General features: G+C 49.0%; 13 protein-coding genes, 1 tRNA gene and 1 other annotated feature. Of the genes, 13 read left to right on the plus strand and 1 reads right to left on the minus strand.

Annotated features, from left to right (window positions below):
• Positions 1-23: 23 nt before the first annotated feature.
• From DW743_RS03370 to ilvC, 9 genes are all read left to right on the plus strand, one after another.
• Positions 24-893: a YihY/virulence factor BrkB family protein gene (locus DW743_RS03370; RefSeq protein ID WP_055218106.1), complete on the plus strand. Its 870-nt coding sequence runs from the start codon at positions 24-26 to the stop codon at positions 891-893.
• Between the two features lie 72 nt (positions 894-965).
• Positions 966-1,218: a binding site (T-box leader), on the plus strand.
• Between the two features lie 165 nt (positions 1,219-1,383).
• The gene (gene pheS, locus DW743_RS03375; RefSeq protein ID WP_022461828.1) at positions 1,384-2,430 is read left to right on the plus strand and encodes a phenylalanine--tRNA ligase subunit alpha; all 1,047 of its coding nucleotides are present in this window, start codon (positions 1,384-1,386) and stop codon (positions 2,428-2,430) included.
• Between the two features lie 31 nt (positions 2,431-2,461).
• Positions 2,462-4,906 (plus strand): phenylalanine--tRNA ligase subunit beta, encoded by a 2,445-nt coding sequence (gene pheT, locus DW743_RS03380; RefSeq protein ID WP_117760353.1) that lies wholly within the window; start codon positions 2,462-2,464, stop codon positions 4,904-4,906.
• 5 nt (positions 4,907-4,911) lie between these two features.
• Positions 4,912-5,559 (plus strand): histidine phosphatase family protein, encoded by a 648-nt coding sequence (locus tag DW743_RS03385; protein ID WP_117509036.1) that lies wholly within the window; start codon positions 4,912-4,914, stop codon positions 5,557-5,559.
• A 318-nt stretch (positions 5,560-5,877) separates the two neighbouring features.
• Positions 5,878-6,903: an aldo/keto reductase gene (locus DW743_RS03390; protein ID WP_117760352.1), complete on the plus strand. Its 1,026-nt coding sequence runs from the start codon at positions 5,878-5,880 to the stop codon at positions 6,901-6,903.
• Complete coding sequence (locus tag DW743_RS03395) at positions 6,900-7,844, plus strand: AEC family transporter (protein ID WP_117760351.1); 945 nt, start codon at positions 6,900-6,902, stop codon at positions 7,842-7,844. The genes DW743_RS03390 and DW743_RS03395 overlap by 4 nt, the downstream gene beginning before the upstream one ends.
• 107 nt (positions 7,845-7,951) lie before the next feature.
• Entirely contained in the window at positions 7,952-9,754 is a 1,803-nt protein-coding gene (locus DW743_RS03400) for a glycoside hydrolase family 2 protein (RefSeq protein ID WP_117760350.1), read from the plus strand.
• Positions 9,755-9,875: 121 nt separating this feature from the next.
• Positions 9,876-10,382 carry an acetolactate synthase small subunit gene (gene ilvN / locus DW743_RS03405; protein WP_055226439.1) on the plus strand — a complete coding sequence of 169 codons (507 nt, stop codon included), beginning with the start codon at positions 9,876-9,878 and terminating at the stop codon, positions 10,380-10,382.
• 157 nt (positions 10,383-10,539) lie between these two features.
• On the plus strand, positions 10,540-11,559 hold the full coding sequence (ilvC, locus tag DW743_RS03410; protein WP_055266617.1) for a ketol-acid reductoisomerase: 1,020 nt from the start codon (positions 10,540-10,542) through the stop codon (positions 11,557-11,559).
• A 147-nt stretch (positions 11,560-11,706) separates the two neighbouring features.
• Here the strand turns inward: ilvC and DW743_RS03415 are convergent, their stop codons facing one another.
• Positions 11,707-12,063 (minus strand): sporulation initiation factor Spo0A C-terminal domain-containing protein, encoded by a 357-nt coding sequence (locus DW743_RS03415; RefSeq protein WP_055266619.1) that lies wholly within the window; start codon positions 12,061-12,063, stop codon positions 11,707-11,709.
• Positions 12,064-12,328: 265 nt separating this feature from the next.
• Here DW743_RS03415 and DW743_RS03420 point away from each other — a divergent pair.
• From DW743_RS03420 to DW743_RS03435, 4 genes are all read left to right on the plus strand, one after another.
• Positions 12,329-12,402, plus strand: a tRNA-Pro gene (locus DW743_RS03420).
• Between the two features lie 95 nt (positions 12,403-12,497).
• Positions 12,498-13,526, plus strand: coding sequence for a LacI family DNA-binding transcriptional regulator (locus tag DW743_RS03425; protein ID WP_117760349.1), 1,029 nt, complete (start codon positions 12,498-12,500; stop codon positions 13,524-13,526).
• Positions 13,527-13,924: 398 nt separating this feature from the next.
• A complete protein-coding gene (locus DW743_RS03430; protein WP_070100779.1) occupies positions 13,925-14,878 on the plus strand; it encodes an ABC transporter permease in 954 nt (317 codons plus the stop codon).
• A 21-nt stretch (positions 14,879-14,899) separates the two neighbouring features.
• Positions 14,900-15,805, plus strand: coding sequence for a carbohydrate ABC transporter permease (locus tag DW743_RS03435; RefSeq protein ID WP_055218098.1), 906 nt, complete (start codon positions 14,900-14,902; stop codon positions 15,803-15,805).
• The last annotated feature ends 15 nt before the right edge of the window (positions 15,806-15,820 follow it).

Raw genomic sequence — 15,820 nt, forward strand, 5'->3', positions numbered from 1 at the left:
CAAAGAAAAGGCGGTTTTGCCAGATGATAAAAACAATCCGCGGTTTTATGAAGCGCCTGAATGAGGACCATGTCGGTGCTTATGCAGCGCAGAGTGCGTATTTCATTCTTCTTTCCTTTATTCCGTTTGTTCTTCTGGTCGTTACGCTTGTAAAATATACGCCGCTGACACGCGACGATGTTTACAGCGTTCTGATCAATATGCTGCCCACGGAGTTCCAGAGCTACGTGGGCGGTATTGTAAATGAGATCTTTTATCAGTCCGTTGCCTATATGCCGATTACGATCATCACAACGCTGTGGTCGGCGGGAAAGGGCATTGCGGCGCTGACAAACGGGCTGAACAGCATTTATCACGTAACAGAGACACGTAATTACATCATCAACCGGCTGCGGGGCATGGCATATACCTTGATATTTGCCGCTGCATTCCTCACCAGTCTGGTGCTTCTGGTCTTCGGAACCCGCATTCAGAATAAGCTGACGGAACATCTGCCGATGGTGGCGCGCGTGACATCCTCTATCATGGGCATGCGTACCCTGATTACGACAGGCGTGCTGGCGGTTCTGTTCCTGGTGCTGTATAAATGCATTCCGAACCGGAAGGCGAGCTTTAAGAGCCAGTGCCCGGGCGCACTGATCTCATCCCTTGCCTGGTCTATTTTTTCCCTTGCATTTTCCATGTACCTCGACATCGCGCTTGCAGCGTCCAATATGTACGGCAGTCTGACGATGATCGTGTTTATCATGATCTGGATGTATTTCTGCATGTGGATCCTTCTGATCGGCGCGGAGATCAACGCGTATTTTGAGGATAAACTGCGGAAACTGCAGAACGCGGCGATCGAGCATTTTATGGAAAATAAAGAGACAAATAAAGAAGCGGGAAAATAATGGCTTGACATCCGGGGGTCAAGACGGTACAATAAACATTGTTTATGAAAGTTTTATAGATAATCTAACAGGAAAAATGCTGTGAAGATGTTCAGAGAAATATTTTTTCCGCCAGAGAGAGGGAGTCATCGGCTGCAAGCTCCTTCAGGTTCAGGAATATTTCAAATTTCGCATTGGAGCAGATGTCCGGAACGCATAGCAGGATACTGGAAATGCAAGTAGGGACAGACGTTTGGTGTACGTTACAGCACCGGCTATGAGTGTCTGCAGGAAGTATCTGCAGAAATCAGGGTGGTACCGCGAAATTTCAGATCTCGTCCCTTTGTGGGGCGGGGTCTTTTTTTCGTGAGCAACGAGCCAGGCAGCCATGCTTGCATGGATATCTGGCGACTGCCACGAAAATCAGATGCTCCGCTGTTTGCAGCGGGGTATCTGATTGTTTTTCACATTTACCATCAAACAAGCAAGAAAAAGAAAGTAGGAGAGTCAAATGCAGGAAAAAAGTGTATTAACCGGCCATCTGTCTGAATTAAAACAGAAGATTGAAAATGGACTGGAAGAGCTGAAAAGCTCCAAAGAACTGTATGAATTTAAGAGCGAGTATCTGGAAGGAAAGAAAAGTAAGATCAGCGGGCTGATGAAAGAAATGAAAAACATTGCCCCGGAAGAGCGCGCAAACTACGGTAAATCCGTCAATGAGTTAAAAGAGTGGGCGCTTGGCCGTTTCCAGAAAGTGGAAGAGGAGATGAAAGAGCGCGAGCTGCAGAAGAAATATGAGTCCGAGAAAATCGACCTGACCCTTCCGGCAGAAGAGACAGCGATCGGAAACCTTCATCCGGTTACCCTGATCCGCAAACAGCTCATCGACATCTTTGCAGGCATGGGCTTTGAGGTATACGAGGGAAGAGAAATCGAGACCGATTACTACAACTTTACTGCACTGAATACACCACAGGATCACCCGGCAAGAGATATGCAGGATACCTTCTATCTCTCCCCGGAATTCCTGCTTCGTACCCAGACATCGGCAGGCCAGATTCATGTCATGGAAAACAAAAAGCCGCCGATCAAGATCCTTTCCCCGGGACGTGTTTTTCGGTCTGATGACGACGCAACCCATTCTCCGATGTTCCATCAGATGGAGGGACTCGTTGTCGACAAAAACATCACCCTCTGCGACCTGAAAGGAATGCTCGACGTACTCGTACAGAAGATCTACGGCGAGGGAACCACAACCCGTCTCCGTCCGTCTTACTTCCCGTTCACGGAGCCGTCCGTTGAGGTAGACTGCAGCTGCTTCGCCTGCGGCGGAAAAGGATGCAGCCTCTGCAAGGGAACCGGCTGGATCGAGGTCCTTGGAGCAGGTATCGTAAACAAACGCGTGCTGGAGAACTGCGGCATTGATTCAGAAGAGTACAGCGGCTTCGCTTTTGGCATCGGCCTGGAGCGTATCGCCATGCTGAAATACGGAATCAACAACATCAAACTGTTATTCGGTTCCGATCTGCGGGTTTTAAATCAGATTAACGAGAAATAAAGACGAAACAGTTTGAATTTGGAGGTTTAATATGTTAGTACCGTTAAGTTGGCTGAAAGAATATGTAGATATTGATGTTACCCCGGAAGAACTGGAGAAAAAACTGTTCGACGGCGGTTTTGAAGTAGAAGAGCGTTATCAGGTGGGAAAAGACATCAGCAATGTTGTTGTCGGGCTGGTGGAGAGCTGCGAGCCGATCCCGGAGACCCATCTTCATGTGTGCCAGGTAAATGCAGGAGAACACGGCACCATGCAGATCTGCTGCGGCGCCGACAACGTGCGCACCGGCGGAAAATTCCCGGTTGCCCTTCCTGGCGCTTCTGTTTATGCAACAGCAAAAGATCATAAGACCATCGAGGGTGTTATGACCATCAAAAAAGGAAAATTAAGAGGATATGAGTCCTGCGGAATGCTCTGCTCCGGCGTGGAGCTCGGCCTTACCGAGGATCTGTACCCGGGCGCAGGCTACAACGGACTGCTTGTTCTGCCGGAAGATGCCGAGCTTGGCGCAGATGTCAAAGAGCTGACAGGTCTTGACGACTGGATCTTTGATATCTCCCTGACTGCAAACAGACCGGACTGCCAGAGTATCCTCGGTATCGCAAGAGAAGTATCGGCGATGCTGGAAAAACCTTTAAAAATGCCGGCAACCGATTACAACGAGACGGATGTGGAAAAAGAAGGCTTCTCTGTCCGCGTGGAAGCTCCGGAACTCTGCCCGCGTTACAGCGCTCATTACGTATATGACGTAAAAATCGGAGAGTCCCCGGCATGGATGAAACGCCGTCTGGCACTCGTCGGCATGTCCGCGATCTCCAACGTGGTTGATATCACAAACTACGTCTTAAAAGAGATCGGTCAGCCGATGCATGCTTTTGACTGCTCTTATCTGGAAGGCAATGAAATCTGTGTCAGAAGAGCAAAAGAAAATGAAAAGATTGTGACCCTCGATGAGCAGGAATACACAATGAATGAGAACAACCTCGTGATCTGCGACGGCGTAAAACCGGTTGCACTTGCCGGTGTCATGGGAGGCTTAAACTCCGAGATCCGCGACACGACAGAGGCTGTTATGTTTGAGTCCGCAAAATTCGCACGCGACAACGTCAGAAAGACAGCCCGTGCGCTTGGAAAAGCGACGGATGCCAGTGCAAGATATGAGAAAGGCGTAGACGAGTATTCAACCGTACTTGGTATGAAACGTGCCCTGCATCTGATGGAAGAGCTTGGCTGCGGTAAAGTTTCCCGTACCCATTTCGATGTGAACACCGGAAACTCCATTGATCCGACTCCGATGACCGTCAGTGTCAGCAAAGTAAACGGCGTACTCGGTATCGAAGTTCCGGAAGCAGAGATTCTCCGCATTATGAAAAACCTGAACTTTGCACCGGAAATCAACGGCGATGAGCTGACCATCCAGGTTCCGGCTTATCGTGAGGATATGCTGCCGGAGGGAGAGAACGATGTCGAGCGCTATCCGGACGTGGCAGAGGAAGTCATCCGTATGTACGGCTACGATCACGTAACCGATACCTTCCTTTCCGCTGCACAGGTAACGATGGGCGGCTACAATGAAGAGCAGAAAGGCGAGCTGGCACTGAAGAATACCTTATGCACCATGGGTATCTACGAGTGCATGCATTACTCCTTCTTCTCCCCTGCAGATCTGGATCTTTTGAAACTGCCGGCAGATGCAAAAGAGAGAAATGCCATCGAGATCATCAACCCGATCAACCAGGATCTGTCCCTGATGCGTACCACACTGGCAGCTTCCATGCTGAATGCCATTTCCAGAAATGAGAAACAGGGCACCCTTGAAGGAAGACTGTTCGAGGTAGCAAGCATCTACATTCCGGAGTCCCTGCCGCTGACATCCTACCCGGATGAGAGAAAAGTTCTCTGCGTCGGAACCTTCGGAAACAACGAGAGCTTCTTCACTATGAAGGGCATCGCCAACACCATCGCCGAGAGCATGGACATTGAGTTCACCTACGAGCCGGTTCAGAAATCCTTCCTGCATCCGTATCAGGCAGTGAAAGTACTCTGCGAGGGTACAGAAATCGGATACTTCGGAAAAGCAGCATATGATATCCAGAACGAGCTGAGCATGCGTGCTTCCGCTTACATCATGGAGCTTGACTTAAAAGAGCTCTCCAGATGGTACGGCAAAAAACGCACCTTCCAGCCGATCTCCAAATTCCAGGAGGAGAAACGTGACCTGGCATTTGTCATGGACAAAAACATCAGCTGCGGCGATGTAGAGAACTGTATCCGCGAGGCAAACAAATACGTAAAAGAGATCCGTCTGTTCGATGTTTACGAGGGCGGCCAGATTCCGGAAGGCAAGAAGAGCATGGCGTTCACCGTCACCTTTGCACCGAAGGAAGAAGCATTTGACTTCGAAAAAGTACAGAAATTTGTCGAGAAGATCTGCAAGAAACTGCAGAATGAGTTCAACATCGAACTGAGAGGCTGATTTTTATGAAACTTTATATCATGCGCCACGGTGAAACCGCGTGGAACGTAGAAGGCAGACTGCAGGGCCAGACGGACACCGAGCTGAATGAGAACGGTGTCCGTCTGGCGAAAGTGACGGCGGAAGGACTGAAAAATATCCCGTTTGACCTTGGAATTTCCAGTCCACTGCGCCGCGCAAAGCACACGGCAGAGCTCGTCCTTGCGGGCAGAAATGTGCCGCTTACGACCGACGACCGCCTGATGGAGCTTTCCTTTGGCTCCTGGGAAGGGCTTGGATGCCGGGCAAACAATTTTGAGATTCCGTCTGAACACTTCGACGATTTTTACAGAGATCCGTTCCACTTCCGCCCGGCGGGAGACGGAGAGACAATCCAGGAGGTCTGCGACCGGGCAGAAGCGTTCTATCATGAGCTGACTGCGAAACCGGAGTTCCAGGACAAGACGATCCTGATCGCCACCCACGGCTGCTGCATGCGCGCGCTGCTGCGCAATGTCTATGAAGACAAGAACGACTTCTGGCACGGCGGCGTGCCGTACAACTGTGCGGTCAGCATCATCGAAGTACAGAACGGTGTTTCCACGCTGCTTGCGGATAATAAAATCTATTATGATCCGTCGGACTGCGTAAACTTTTATAAAGAAGTAAAATAAAAAATGATATTCAGAGGCAGACATAAAAGGAAAGTATTTCCCTTTGTGCCTGCCTCTTTAAATCGCGTTTGCCGTCTGACAGAAAGTGTGATACTATAGAAATAACGGATTTTAACACCAGTAGACAAGAAGTCCCCCGTTTCTGAAGCGGTGGGATGAATTGCTAAAAGAAACATAACGGCATTGGCGGGCGGAGAGAAATCGGTATCCTCCACTGACATGAGGCAAGTCACAGTCGAACTATTTTCGACATGTCAGACTCCGTGAAATACCGACTGTGAGTTGAAACAATGAAAGCGAAAAAGGAGGAACATAAGTATGTCCATGGTAACACTGGGAAGTACAGGAATCTGTGTAAACAAGAACGGCTTCGGCGCGCTGCCGGTACAGCGTGTCACGAAAGAAGACGCTGTTTATCTGCTGCGCAAAGCGTATGACGGAGGCATCCGCTTTTTTGATACCGCGCGTGCATACAGCGACAGCGAGGAAAAATTAGGCGCAGCGTTTGAGAAAATGCGTGAGAAGGTCTTTATCTCTACGAAGACGATGGCAAAGGATGTGGAGGGGTTCTGGAAGGATCTGGAGACAAGCCTTTCCCTTTTGAAGACGGATTACATCGATATCTATCAGTTCCACAATCCGTCCTTCTGTCCTAAGCCGGGAGATGGAACCGGCCTGTATGAGGCGATGCTGGAAGCAAAAGCACAGGGAAAAATCCGCCACATCGGTATCACGAACCACCGCATGAGCGTGGCAGAGGAGATCATCGAGTCCGGTCTTTACGAGACGCTGCAGTTCCCGTTCTGCTATCTGGCAACGGACCGTGAGAAAGCACTGGTACAGGGATGCAAAGAGAAAAATATCGGCTTTATCGCAATGAAAGCGCTCTCGGGCGGGCTGATCACAAACTCCGCGGCTGCATATGCTTTTGAAGACCAGTACGACAACGTGCTTCCGATCTGGGGCGTCCAGAGAGAAAAAGAGCTGGACGAGTTCTTAAGCTACATTGCCTGTCCGCCTGCCATGACGGATGAAATCAAGGCGATCATCGAGAAAGACCAGAAAGAGCTCTCCGGCAACTTCTGCCGCGGCTGCGGTTACTGTATGCCATGTCCGGCAGGCATTGAGATTAACACCTGCGCGCGCATGAGCCTGCTTCTGCGCCGTTCCCCGTCCGCCAACCAGCTCACCGAGCGCGGCCAGGCGATGATGAAGAAAATCGAAGGTTGTCTCCACTGCGGCGCCTGCATGAAGAAATGTCCCTACGGTCTGAATACGCCGAAGCTTCTCGAAGAGAACTACGAAGATTATAAAAATGTACTGGCAGGAAAAACGCTGGTATGAGTAATCTGATCTTCAGCCTGAACGCGACGATGCCGATCTTCCTGACAATGATTTTGGGACTTTTCTTTCGAAAGGTTGGTATTCTGGACGAATCGTTCACAAGCAAAATGAACAAATTTGTGTTTAAAATCGCACTCCCGGTGCTGCTGTTCCAGGACCTGTCGGATTCTGATTTCTCCGCTGTGTGGGATATCAAATTCGTTCTGTTCTGCTTCTTTGCAACACTGCTCTCAATTCTTGCGGTATGGGGACTTTCCCATCTCTTAAAAGAGAGAAGTGCAAGAGGCGAATTTATCCAGGCGGCGTACCGGAGCAGTGCGGCGATCCTTGGTATTGCCTTTATCCAGAATATCTACGGAAATTCCGGCATGGCGCCGCTGATGATCATCAGCAGTGTGCCGCTGTATAATATCATGGCGGTTGTCGTTCTTGCAGTATTCCGTCCGGAACGGGAGGAGATCACGGCAGATTTTGTGAAAAAGACGGCGAAAAATATCGTGACAAACCCGATTATCCTCGGGATCGCTGCAGGACTTCTCTGGTCGGTGCTTCGCATTCCAAAGCCGGTGATTCTGCAGAAAACGGTGCAGAATATTGCGGTACTTGCAACGCCGCTCGGCCTGATTGCGATGGGTGCGTCGTTTGAGGCAAAGAGCGCGGCAAAGAATATCCGGCCGTCGATTGCTGCAGCTGCGATTAAGCTGGTCGGTCTTGCAGCTGCCTTTCTGCCGATCGCCGTGATACTTGGCTTCCGTCAGGAAAAATTGGTGGCAATCCTTGTGATGCTGGGTTCCGCAACGACGGTGAGCAGTTTTATCATGGCGAAAAATATGGGTCATGAGGGAAGTCTGACGGCAAACACCGTTATGCTCACAACGTGCGGCAGTGCCTTTACGCTGACGTTCTGGCTGTATCTGATGAAAACGCTGGCGTTTATCTAACCGGATTGCGAATATCCGCTTTGATTTTCAGTACACCAAAAGCGTGTCCGGGATTTTGTCCGGGCACGCTTTTATCAATCATAAAAATCAGAAAAAGAGGGAAAAGAATGGACTTCAAAAATGCGGTCAAAGCATTACAGATTGGAAAAAAGGAAGGAAAAAAATTCCGCCTTTCTACGGAATTTGGGAAAAATCCGGAAGAAGAGCTCCCGTTTCCGGAATATCCGCGTCCGCAGATGCGCCGGGAAAACTGGACAAATCTGAACGGATGGTGGGAGTATGCGTTCACGGAAACGCAGAAAATGCCAGAACAGCGGGACGGAAAAATTCTCGTTCCGTTTTCCCCGGAGTGCGATGCGTCCGGCGTGAAGCGGCAGCTGCTTCCAAAAGAATATCTGTGGTACTTCCGTACGATTCAGCTTCCCAAAATTCCTGCCGGAAAACGGCTGCTGCTGCAGTTCGGCGCCGTGGATCAGGATGCGGTAATTTACTGCAACGGAAAGCGTGCCGGAGGCCATCTTGGCGGGTATCTTTCTTTTTCAGTGGATCTTACGCCGTATCTCAAAACGGGAGAGAACGAGCTTGCCGTCAAGGTGCGCGATGAGACGGACACGGACTGGAAGGGCCGCGGAAAGCAGAGCCTTACCCCGGGCGGCATGTTTTACACCGCGCAGAGCGGCATCTGGCAGAGCGTCTGGATGGAATGGGTGCCGGAGACGTATCTGGAACGCATCGTGATCACGCCGGAATATGATACGGCGAGCGTAAAAGTACGGGTTTTCCTCAACGGACCGGATGCGGGAATGACGAAAAAAATTACGGTGCGGGAGAGCGAAGCGCCGGATGCGAAGGTGATCTGCATCCGGGAGACGAGAGAAAACGAGGCGGAGCTGATTCTCGGTAATTTTGCAGGCTGGAGCCCGGAACATCCGCATCTCTATGGGGTTTCCATTGAAGCGGGAGAAGACTGCGTCGAGAGTTATTTCGGCATGCGCAAATTCGGCATTGGAAAAGATGAGAAAGGAATCACGCGTCTTCTCTTAAACGGAAAGCCGTATTTCCAGAACGGTGTCCTCGACCAGGGTTATTGGCCGGAAAGCCTCTACACGCCGCCGTCCGATGAGGCGATGGTTTATGACATTAAGACGGCCAAACGCCTCGGTTTCAATATGATCCGGAAACACCTGAAAGTTGAGTGCGCAAGATGGTATTCCCACTGCGACCATATCGGTATGCTGGTGTGGCAGGATATGATCAACGGCGGCGGCCGGTCGATCCAGACGTTCCTTTTGTACCTTCCGACCGTACTGCCGTTTGTGACAACGGAATTCAGGGATAACTGTTATCCGCTCTTTTCGCGGACCTCAAAAACGGGAAGAGAGTGGTGGAAGCGGGAGTGCCGCGAGACGGTTCATCAGCTTTACAATGCACCGTGCGTGTCGCTCTGGGTTCTGTTCAACGAGGGATGGGGACAGTTTGATGCCAGGGAGATGACAGAAATGGTGCGCGCTCTCGATCCGACGCGGCAGATCGACCACGCGAGCGGCTGGTACGATCAGGGAGCGGGGGACATCAAGAGCCTTCACAATTACTTTCGTCCGTTAAAAGTAAAACCGGAGGAGCGCGCGTTTGCTTTTTCTGAATACGGCGGCTATACGTATCCGGTACAGGAGCATCTCTACTCCGAAAAATCGTTCGGCTACCGCACATACCAGAACCAGGCACAGTACCAGAAAGCGATGGATGCACTGGCAGAAAAGATAAGAGAACTCACAGAACAGGGACTTGCCGCAGCAGTCTACACACAACTTACCGATGTCGAGGAGGAGTCGAACGGCATCCTTACGTATGACCGGAAGGTGCGCAAATGGGAACCACAGGAGGCAAAAGATTTTTGCCCAAAAGAATAATTTGGTAAAATTTTTGTTGACAAAGCGAGGATAAGTTGCTAATATATTGGATAAGGCGTTGGAAGTTGTAAGAAATTGCTGAAAATCCGCGGCGCCTGCGGATGGAGGAAAGTTGGTGTTTATGGAACAGAAAAGAACATTATCCCTGCTGGTGGATAATACGCCGGGACTTTTAAGCAGAGTAGCTGGTCTTTTCAGCCGACGCGGATACAATATCGAGACGATCACCGCCGGTGTGACAGCAGACCCGCGATACACAAGAATGACTGTTGTTCTGTACTGCAGTGATGAAATGATTCTGGAGCAGATCAAAAAACAGCTGGCAAAACTTGTCGATGTGCGGGACATCAAAGAGCTGAAGCCGGACGAGAGTGTCAGACGAGAGCTGATGCTGGTCAAAATCCGTGTGAATGAAAATGAACGCCGCAATGTCATCGCCATCTCCGATGTCTTCCGTGGAAGAATCGTGGATGTGGGACAGGAAAGCCTGATTGTAGAGCTGACCGGAAACCAGTCAAAGCTCGAAGGGTTCCTGAATCTGGTACAGGGATACGAAATCCTGGAACTGGCCAGAACAGGAGTGACAGGACTCTCCAGAGGAGTCCACGATGTGCGTTACCTCGATTAACGCAGATCACATTACATACGTTTGCTAGAGGAATGAAATTTTTGTATAGAAAAGTTCATTTCCCTGACAAACAGCAAAAGGCAGAAATGCTTTTCGCTGTATAAATTGACCGACCTGCCGCCGGTCAAGACATTCTATATATATGGAGGAAAATAAAATGGCAGCAAGACTTTTTTATCAGGAAGATTGTAATCTCTCTTTACTGGAAGGCAAAAAAATCGCAATTATCGGCTACGGAAGCCAGGGACATGCTCATGCACTGAACCTGAAAGATTCCGGCTGTGATGTTATTATTGGACTTTATGAAGGCAGCAAATCCTGGGCAAAAGCAGAGGCACAGGGATTCAAAGTATATACCGCTGCTGAGGCTGCAAAACAGGCTGATATCATCATGATCCTGATCAACGATGAGAAACAGGCTGCAATGTACAAAAAAGATATCGAGCCAAACCTGGAAGAGGGCAACATGCTGATGTTCGCTCATGGTTTCGCTATCCACTTCGGACAGATCGTACCTCCGAAGAACGTAGATGTAGCCATGATCGCTCCGAAAGCACCTGGCCACACAGTAAGAAGCGAGTATCAGGCTGGCAAAGGAACTCCTTGCCTGGTTGCTGTTGAGCAGGATTACACTGGAAAAGCTCTGGACAGAGCACTGGCTTACGGTCTTGGAATCGGCGGAGCAAGAGCTGGTCTTCTGGAGACAACCTTCAGAACTGAGACCGAAACAGACCTGTTCGGTGAGCAGGCAGTTCTCTGCGGCGGTGTATGCGCCCTGATGCAGGCTGGATTTGAGACTCTGTGCGAAGCCGGATACGACCCGAGAAATGCATATTTTGAGTGTATCCATGAGATGAAACTGATCGTAGATCTGATCTACCAGTCCGGATTCGCAGGAATGAGATACTCTATCTCCAATACAGCAGAGTATGGCGATTACATCACCGGACCGAAGCTGATTACAGAAGAGACGAAGAAGACCATGAAGAAAATCCTCTCCGATATTCAGGATGGTACTTTTGCAAAAGATTTCCTTCTGGATATGTCCCCAGCAGGCGGACAGGCTCACTTCCGTGCTATGAGAAGAAAAGCTGCAGAGCATCCGTCAGAGAAAGTCGGAGAAGAAATCAGAAAACTGTACAGCTGGAGCAACGAGGACAAACTGATCAACAACTAATCGGTTTGCTGTCAAATGATCCATATCGGGAGGCTGCCTTTGTGGGCAGTCTCCTTTTTGCTCTATCATGAAAAAAACACTTCCGCGCCATGCATATCCCCCAATATGATACGGCGCGGAAGTGTTTTTCTTTTGCATATTTGTTTTTTATGCCTCCTGACGACAGGCAGGAAAAGCGCGATAGTACTTGATATAAGAACTTAAAATATCAAAAAATTCGGAATTGGTCGGTTTTGTCAGAACCGGATGCACAGAAAGCGAAAAGAGCAGATCACGGTTTCCGCGGGTCCAGCAGACGGAAATAGCGGTGCGGATGTCTCGTTCGACGCAGGAGGACGATACCTGAAACGTTTGTGCGATCTTTGGGTACAGCGTTTTGCTGACCCGAAGGAGATAATCTTCGTCTTCCATGCATAAAGCGATACCATAGGCGAGATAGCGAAATCCGCGGTATTTTGCACCAATTCCTAAAGAGTGTAGTAGAAAGTAAATTTTAGTTTCCATTACGATGTCTCCTTTTATTCAGTTTTTACATAGTCTTTGCAGACGGGCATGCCAGAGGTGAAAGCTTGTATGGCATACGATTTTCCCCTTTCACTTATGATACGTGGAAAACGTCGAAAAATTACATATTTAGAAAGAAAAAGTGACGATACGGTAAAACAGAGGAAAACATGACACAAAATAAAGAAGTGAATGTAATGAAATGGACAAGGGAAAAATAGCATTGATTTTTCAGAAGTTCGCTGGTATAATAAAAGTGTGATTACGGGGTATGGCGTAGCTTGGTAGCGCGTACGGCTGGGGGCCGTGAGGTCGCAGGTTCAAATCCTGTTGCCCCGATCGGTAAGAGTGTCGTTTTACGGCACTTTTTTTCTTACGGACAAAGACGTGTGCGAGAGAAAAATGAATTGCGCAGAAAAAACAGGGAGGAAGTTATGGGGAAAGTAACGATACAGAGTATGGCAAAGGAGCTGGGACTGTCCCGGAATACGGTTGCCATGGCATTAAAGGATGATCCGAAGGTGGCTCCGGTGACACGGGAGAGAGTTCTTCGGATGGCGAAAAGGAATGGGTATCTGGGCGAAAATGTATACGTGGAAGAGGTTCGGGCACCACAGGAGAAGCATTACAATATTATGGTTCTGCGTACGCGGGATGCCGCTGTTTATTGGGACCGCGTCGTGAGCGGCATCTCTGAGGAGGCGAGCCTCAACAACTGTCAGACGCGCGTTGCGGTCGTGACGGAGCGTGAGGAAGAGAACGGTATTCTGCCGCTCGGACTGGATGAAAATATCGATGCAATCTTCTGCATTAAGATGCTGCCGCCGGAATATATGCAGAAACTGGTAAATCTGGGGTATCGCATTTTTCAGCTTGACCATTACTGCGGTATCGAACAGCGGCCGATGGGCGATATCGTGCGTGTGGACGGTGTGCAGCCGGTGAGTCTTCTGACGTCCCATCTGATCGAGCAGGGCATGATGCGGATCGGTTTCCTAAGTGAGCACAGCAGCACGTATGAGTCGATGCATGACCGGTATGTCGGTTTCCTTGCAGCGATGGAACAGGCGGGCATTCCGCTCGAGGAGGAGCTTGTGCGCCCCAATATGGAGAGCGATCATTTTTATTACCCGGAAAATTTTGACAAGATTGTGGCGAGCTATGATACCCTGCCGGAAGCGATTGTCTGCGGCAACGATATGATCGCCAAAAGATTGACAGAGTCCTTCCGGAAAATCGGTGTGCGCGTGCCGGAAGATGTGGCGCTGACCGGGTTTGATGATGACGAGGACCGGATGCTGTATCCGTTTTTCTCGACCGTTCACGTTGATACAAAGTGGCTTGGCCGCCGTATGGTACATGAATTTTTATGGCGGGAGGAGCACCCGGAAGCGCCGAAAGAGAGGATTCTCGTATCGGGTGAGGTTGTGGTACGCCGTTCCTCGTGCAAGCGCCAGGGATAGAAAGAAATAGAAAAAACAGGAAAAAATGAAAAAAGAAAGAGAGCCGGAAACGCCCCGGCGGACGAGAAGAAAAACCGTCTGCCGGGGCGTTTCCGGCTCCCTTTTTGCGATGATTCAAATTCGTGCATAAATGCCATGTAGAAAAACACTAATTAATAATGCAAAATAGTGCAATTAAGGAAAGCTAAACTGAACAAAAATGACAAAAACGCAAGAAATGCACAAAAAAATCTTGACTTTAGTCCGAAAACATTGTTTAATATGATTAACGGATGGCGAAAAAATGCAATATTAAAAAGTAACAAAACGCACGAATAAAAACCTCGTTAATATCACATATTAAAAATTAATAGTGCAAAATAATGCATTGTATCGCCGGAAGGAAAGGAGAGAGCGAAATGGCACAAGTAAAGACAGTTTCAGGCAAAAAAGAAACCTGGAAAGAAAGATGTGCGAGAACCGCACGCGAAGTTGTAAAAAGACGCTGGTTATTTTTCCTGTTGATTCCGGGAATCATTTTCTTCGCGGTTTTCAAGTATATCCCGATGTACGGCTTGAAAATTGCATTTCAGGATTACAACCAGTACGATCCGTCCAAAAGCCAGTGGGTCGGATTTCAGCAGTTTATGGATCTGTTTTCTAAAAACTCATTCTTACCGGTTCTACGGAACACGATTGTCATCAGTCTTTTAAAACTGATCCTGGGATTCCCGATTCCGGTTATCCTGGCACTGATGATGAATGAGATGAAAAATATGGCATTTAAGAAAGTTTCTCAGACACTGCTTTATCTGCCGCACTTTATCTCCTGGGTTATCCTCTCCGGTATCATCATGACATTACTTGATCCGGATAACGGTATGATCACCAACCTGATCCAGACGCTCACCAGACAGCATATCATGGTACTGACGGATTCAAGATACTTCGTTCCGATGCTGATCATCACGGATATTTACAAGGGTCTTGGATGGGGAACGATTATCTACTTTGCAGCAATCAGCGGTATTGACCCATCGCTTTATGAGGCGGCTGCGATCGACGGAGCCGGAAAATGGAAACAGGCCATCAACATTACACTGCCGTGTATTGTACCGACCATTATCATCCAGTTCATCCTGAGCAGCAGCAACATTCTGAACGCCGGTTTCGACCAGATCTTCATGCTGTACACTTCACACGTTTACGACGTAGCGGATATCATTGATACCTATGTATACCGTATGGGTATTATCAACAATGATTATTCCTTCTCGACAGCAGCCGGCATGTTCAAATCTGTTGTCGCACTGATCATGATTCTGTTCGTCAACCAGGTTGCCAAGAGAACCGGCAACGAAGGTCTGTTCTAAGAGAGAAAGGAAGGAATGAAAATGAAAGCATCCAAAAGCGGTGGTACCGTAATCAAACGTGGAAAAGCAGAGAAAGCTTTTACCGTATTCAACTACATCTTTTTTATTCTTTTGAGTATCGTGATGGTTTACCCGTTCTGGCATGTCATCATGATGTCCTTCAGCTCAGTGGAAGCAACGGCAAAAGGAGGCGTATTCCTCTATCCGCAGGGATTCAACCTGGACACCTACGCAAAAGTATTTAAAGATCCGTCCATCTGGACCGGATACGCTACAACAATCGGCGTTACCGTACTTGGAACCGTATTTGGAACCCTGTTTACCGCAACGACCGCATATCCGCTTTCCAAGGCAAACCTGCCGTTCCAGAAAACACTGAACTTTCTGATCCTGTTCACCATGCTGTTTTCCGGCGGTATGATCCCTGGATACCTGCTGATCAAAAACATGCATCTGATCGACAACCGCTGGTCTCTGATTCTGCCGGGACTCATCAGTGCATACAACGTAATCATTATGCGAAGCTTCTTCTCCACAATTCCGGAGAGCCTTGAGGAGTCCGCAAGACTGGACGGTGCGAACGATGTTACGATCTTTGCAAAAATCGTTCTTCCGCTTTCCAAGGCCAGCATCGCGACCATCGCGCTGTTCACCGCAGTCGGTTACTGGAATGATTACTTCTCCAGCGTTCTGTATATCAACACCAAGAGCAGATGGTCTCTGCAGGCGGTTCTCCGCTACATGCTGACCAACACCAACCAGGCAATGCAGTCTGCCGGTGTTACCGTAACAGCAACGACCAACGTAACGGCAGCTACGATCAAAGCAGCATCCGTTGTCGTTGCAACCGTACCGATTCTGTGCGTATATCCTTTCGTGCAGAAGTACTTTGTAAAAGGAGTTATGATCGGCGGCGTTAAGGGCTGATTTTAACGATAAAAA

This window comes from Blautia sp. AM28-27, from assembly GCF_003480905.1.
In the GTDB taxonomy this organism is placed as follows: domain Bacteria; phylum Bacillota; class Clostridia; order Lachnospirales; family Lachnospiraceae; genus Fusicatenibacter; species Fusicatenibacter saccharivorans.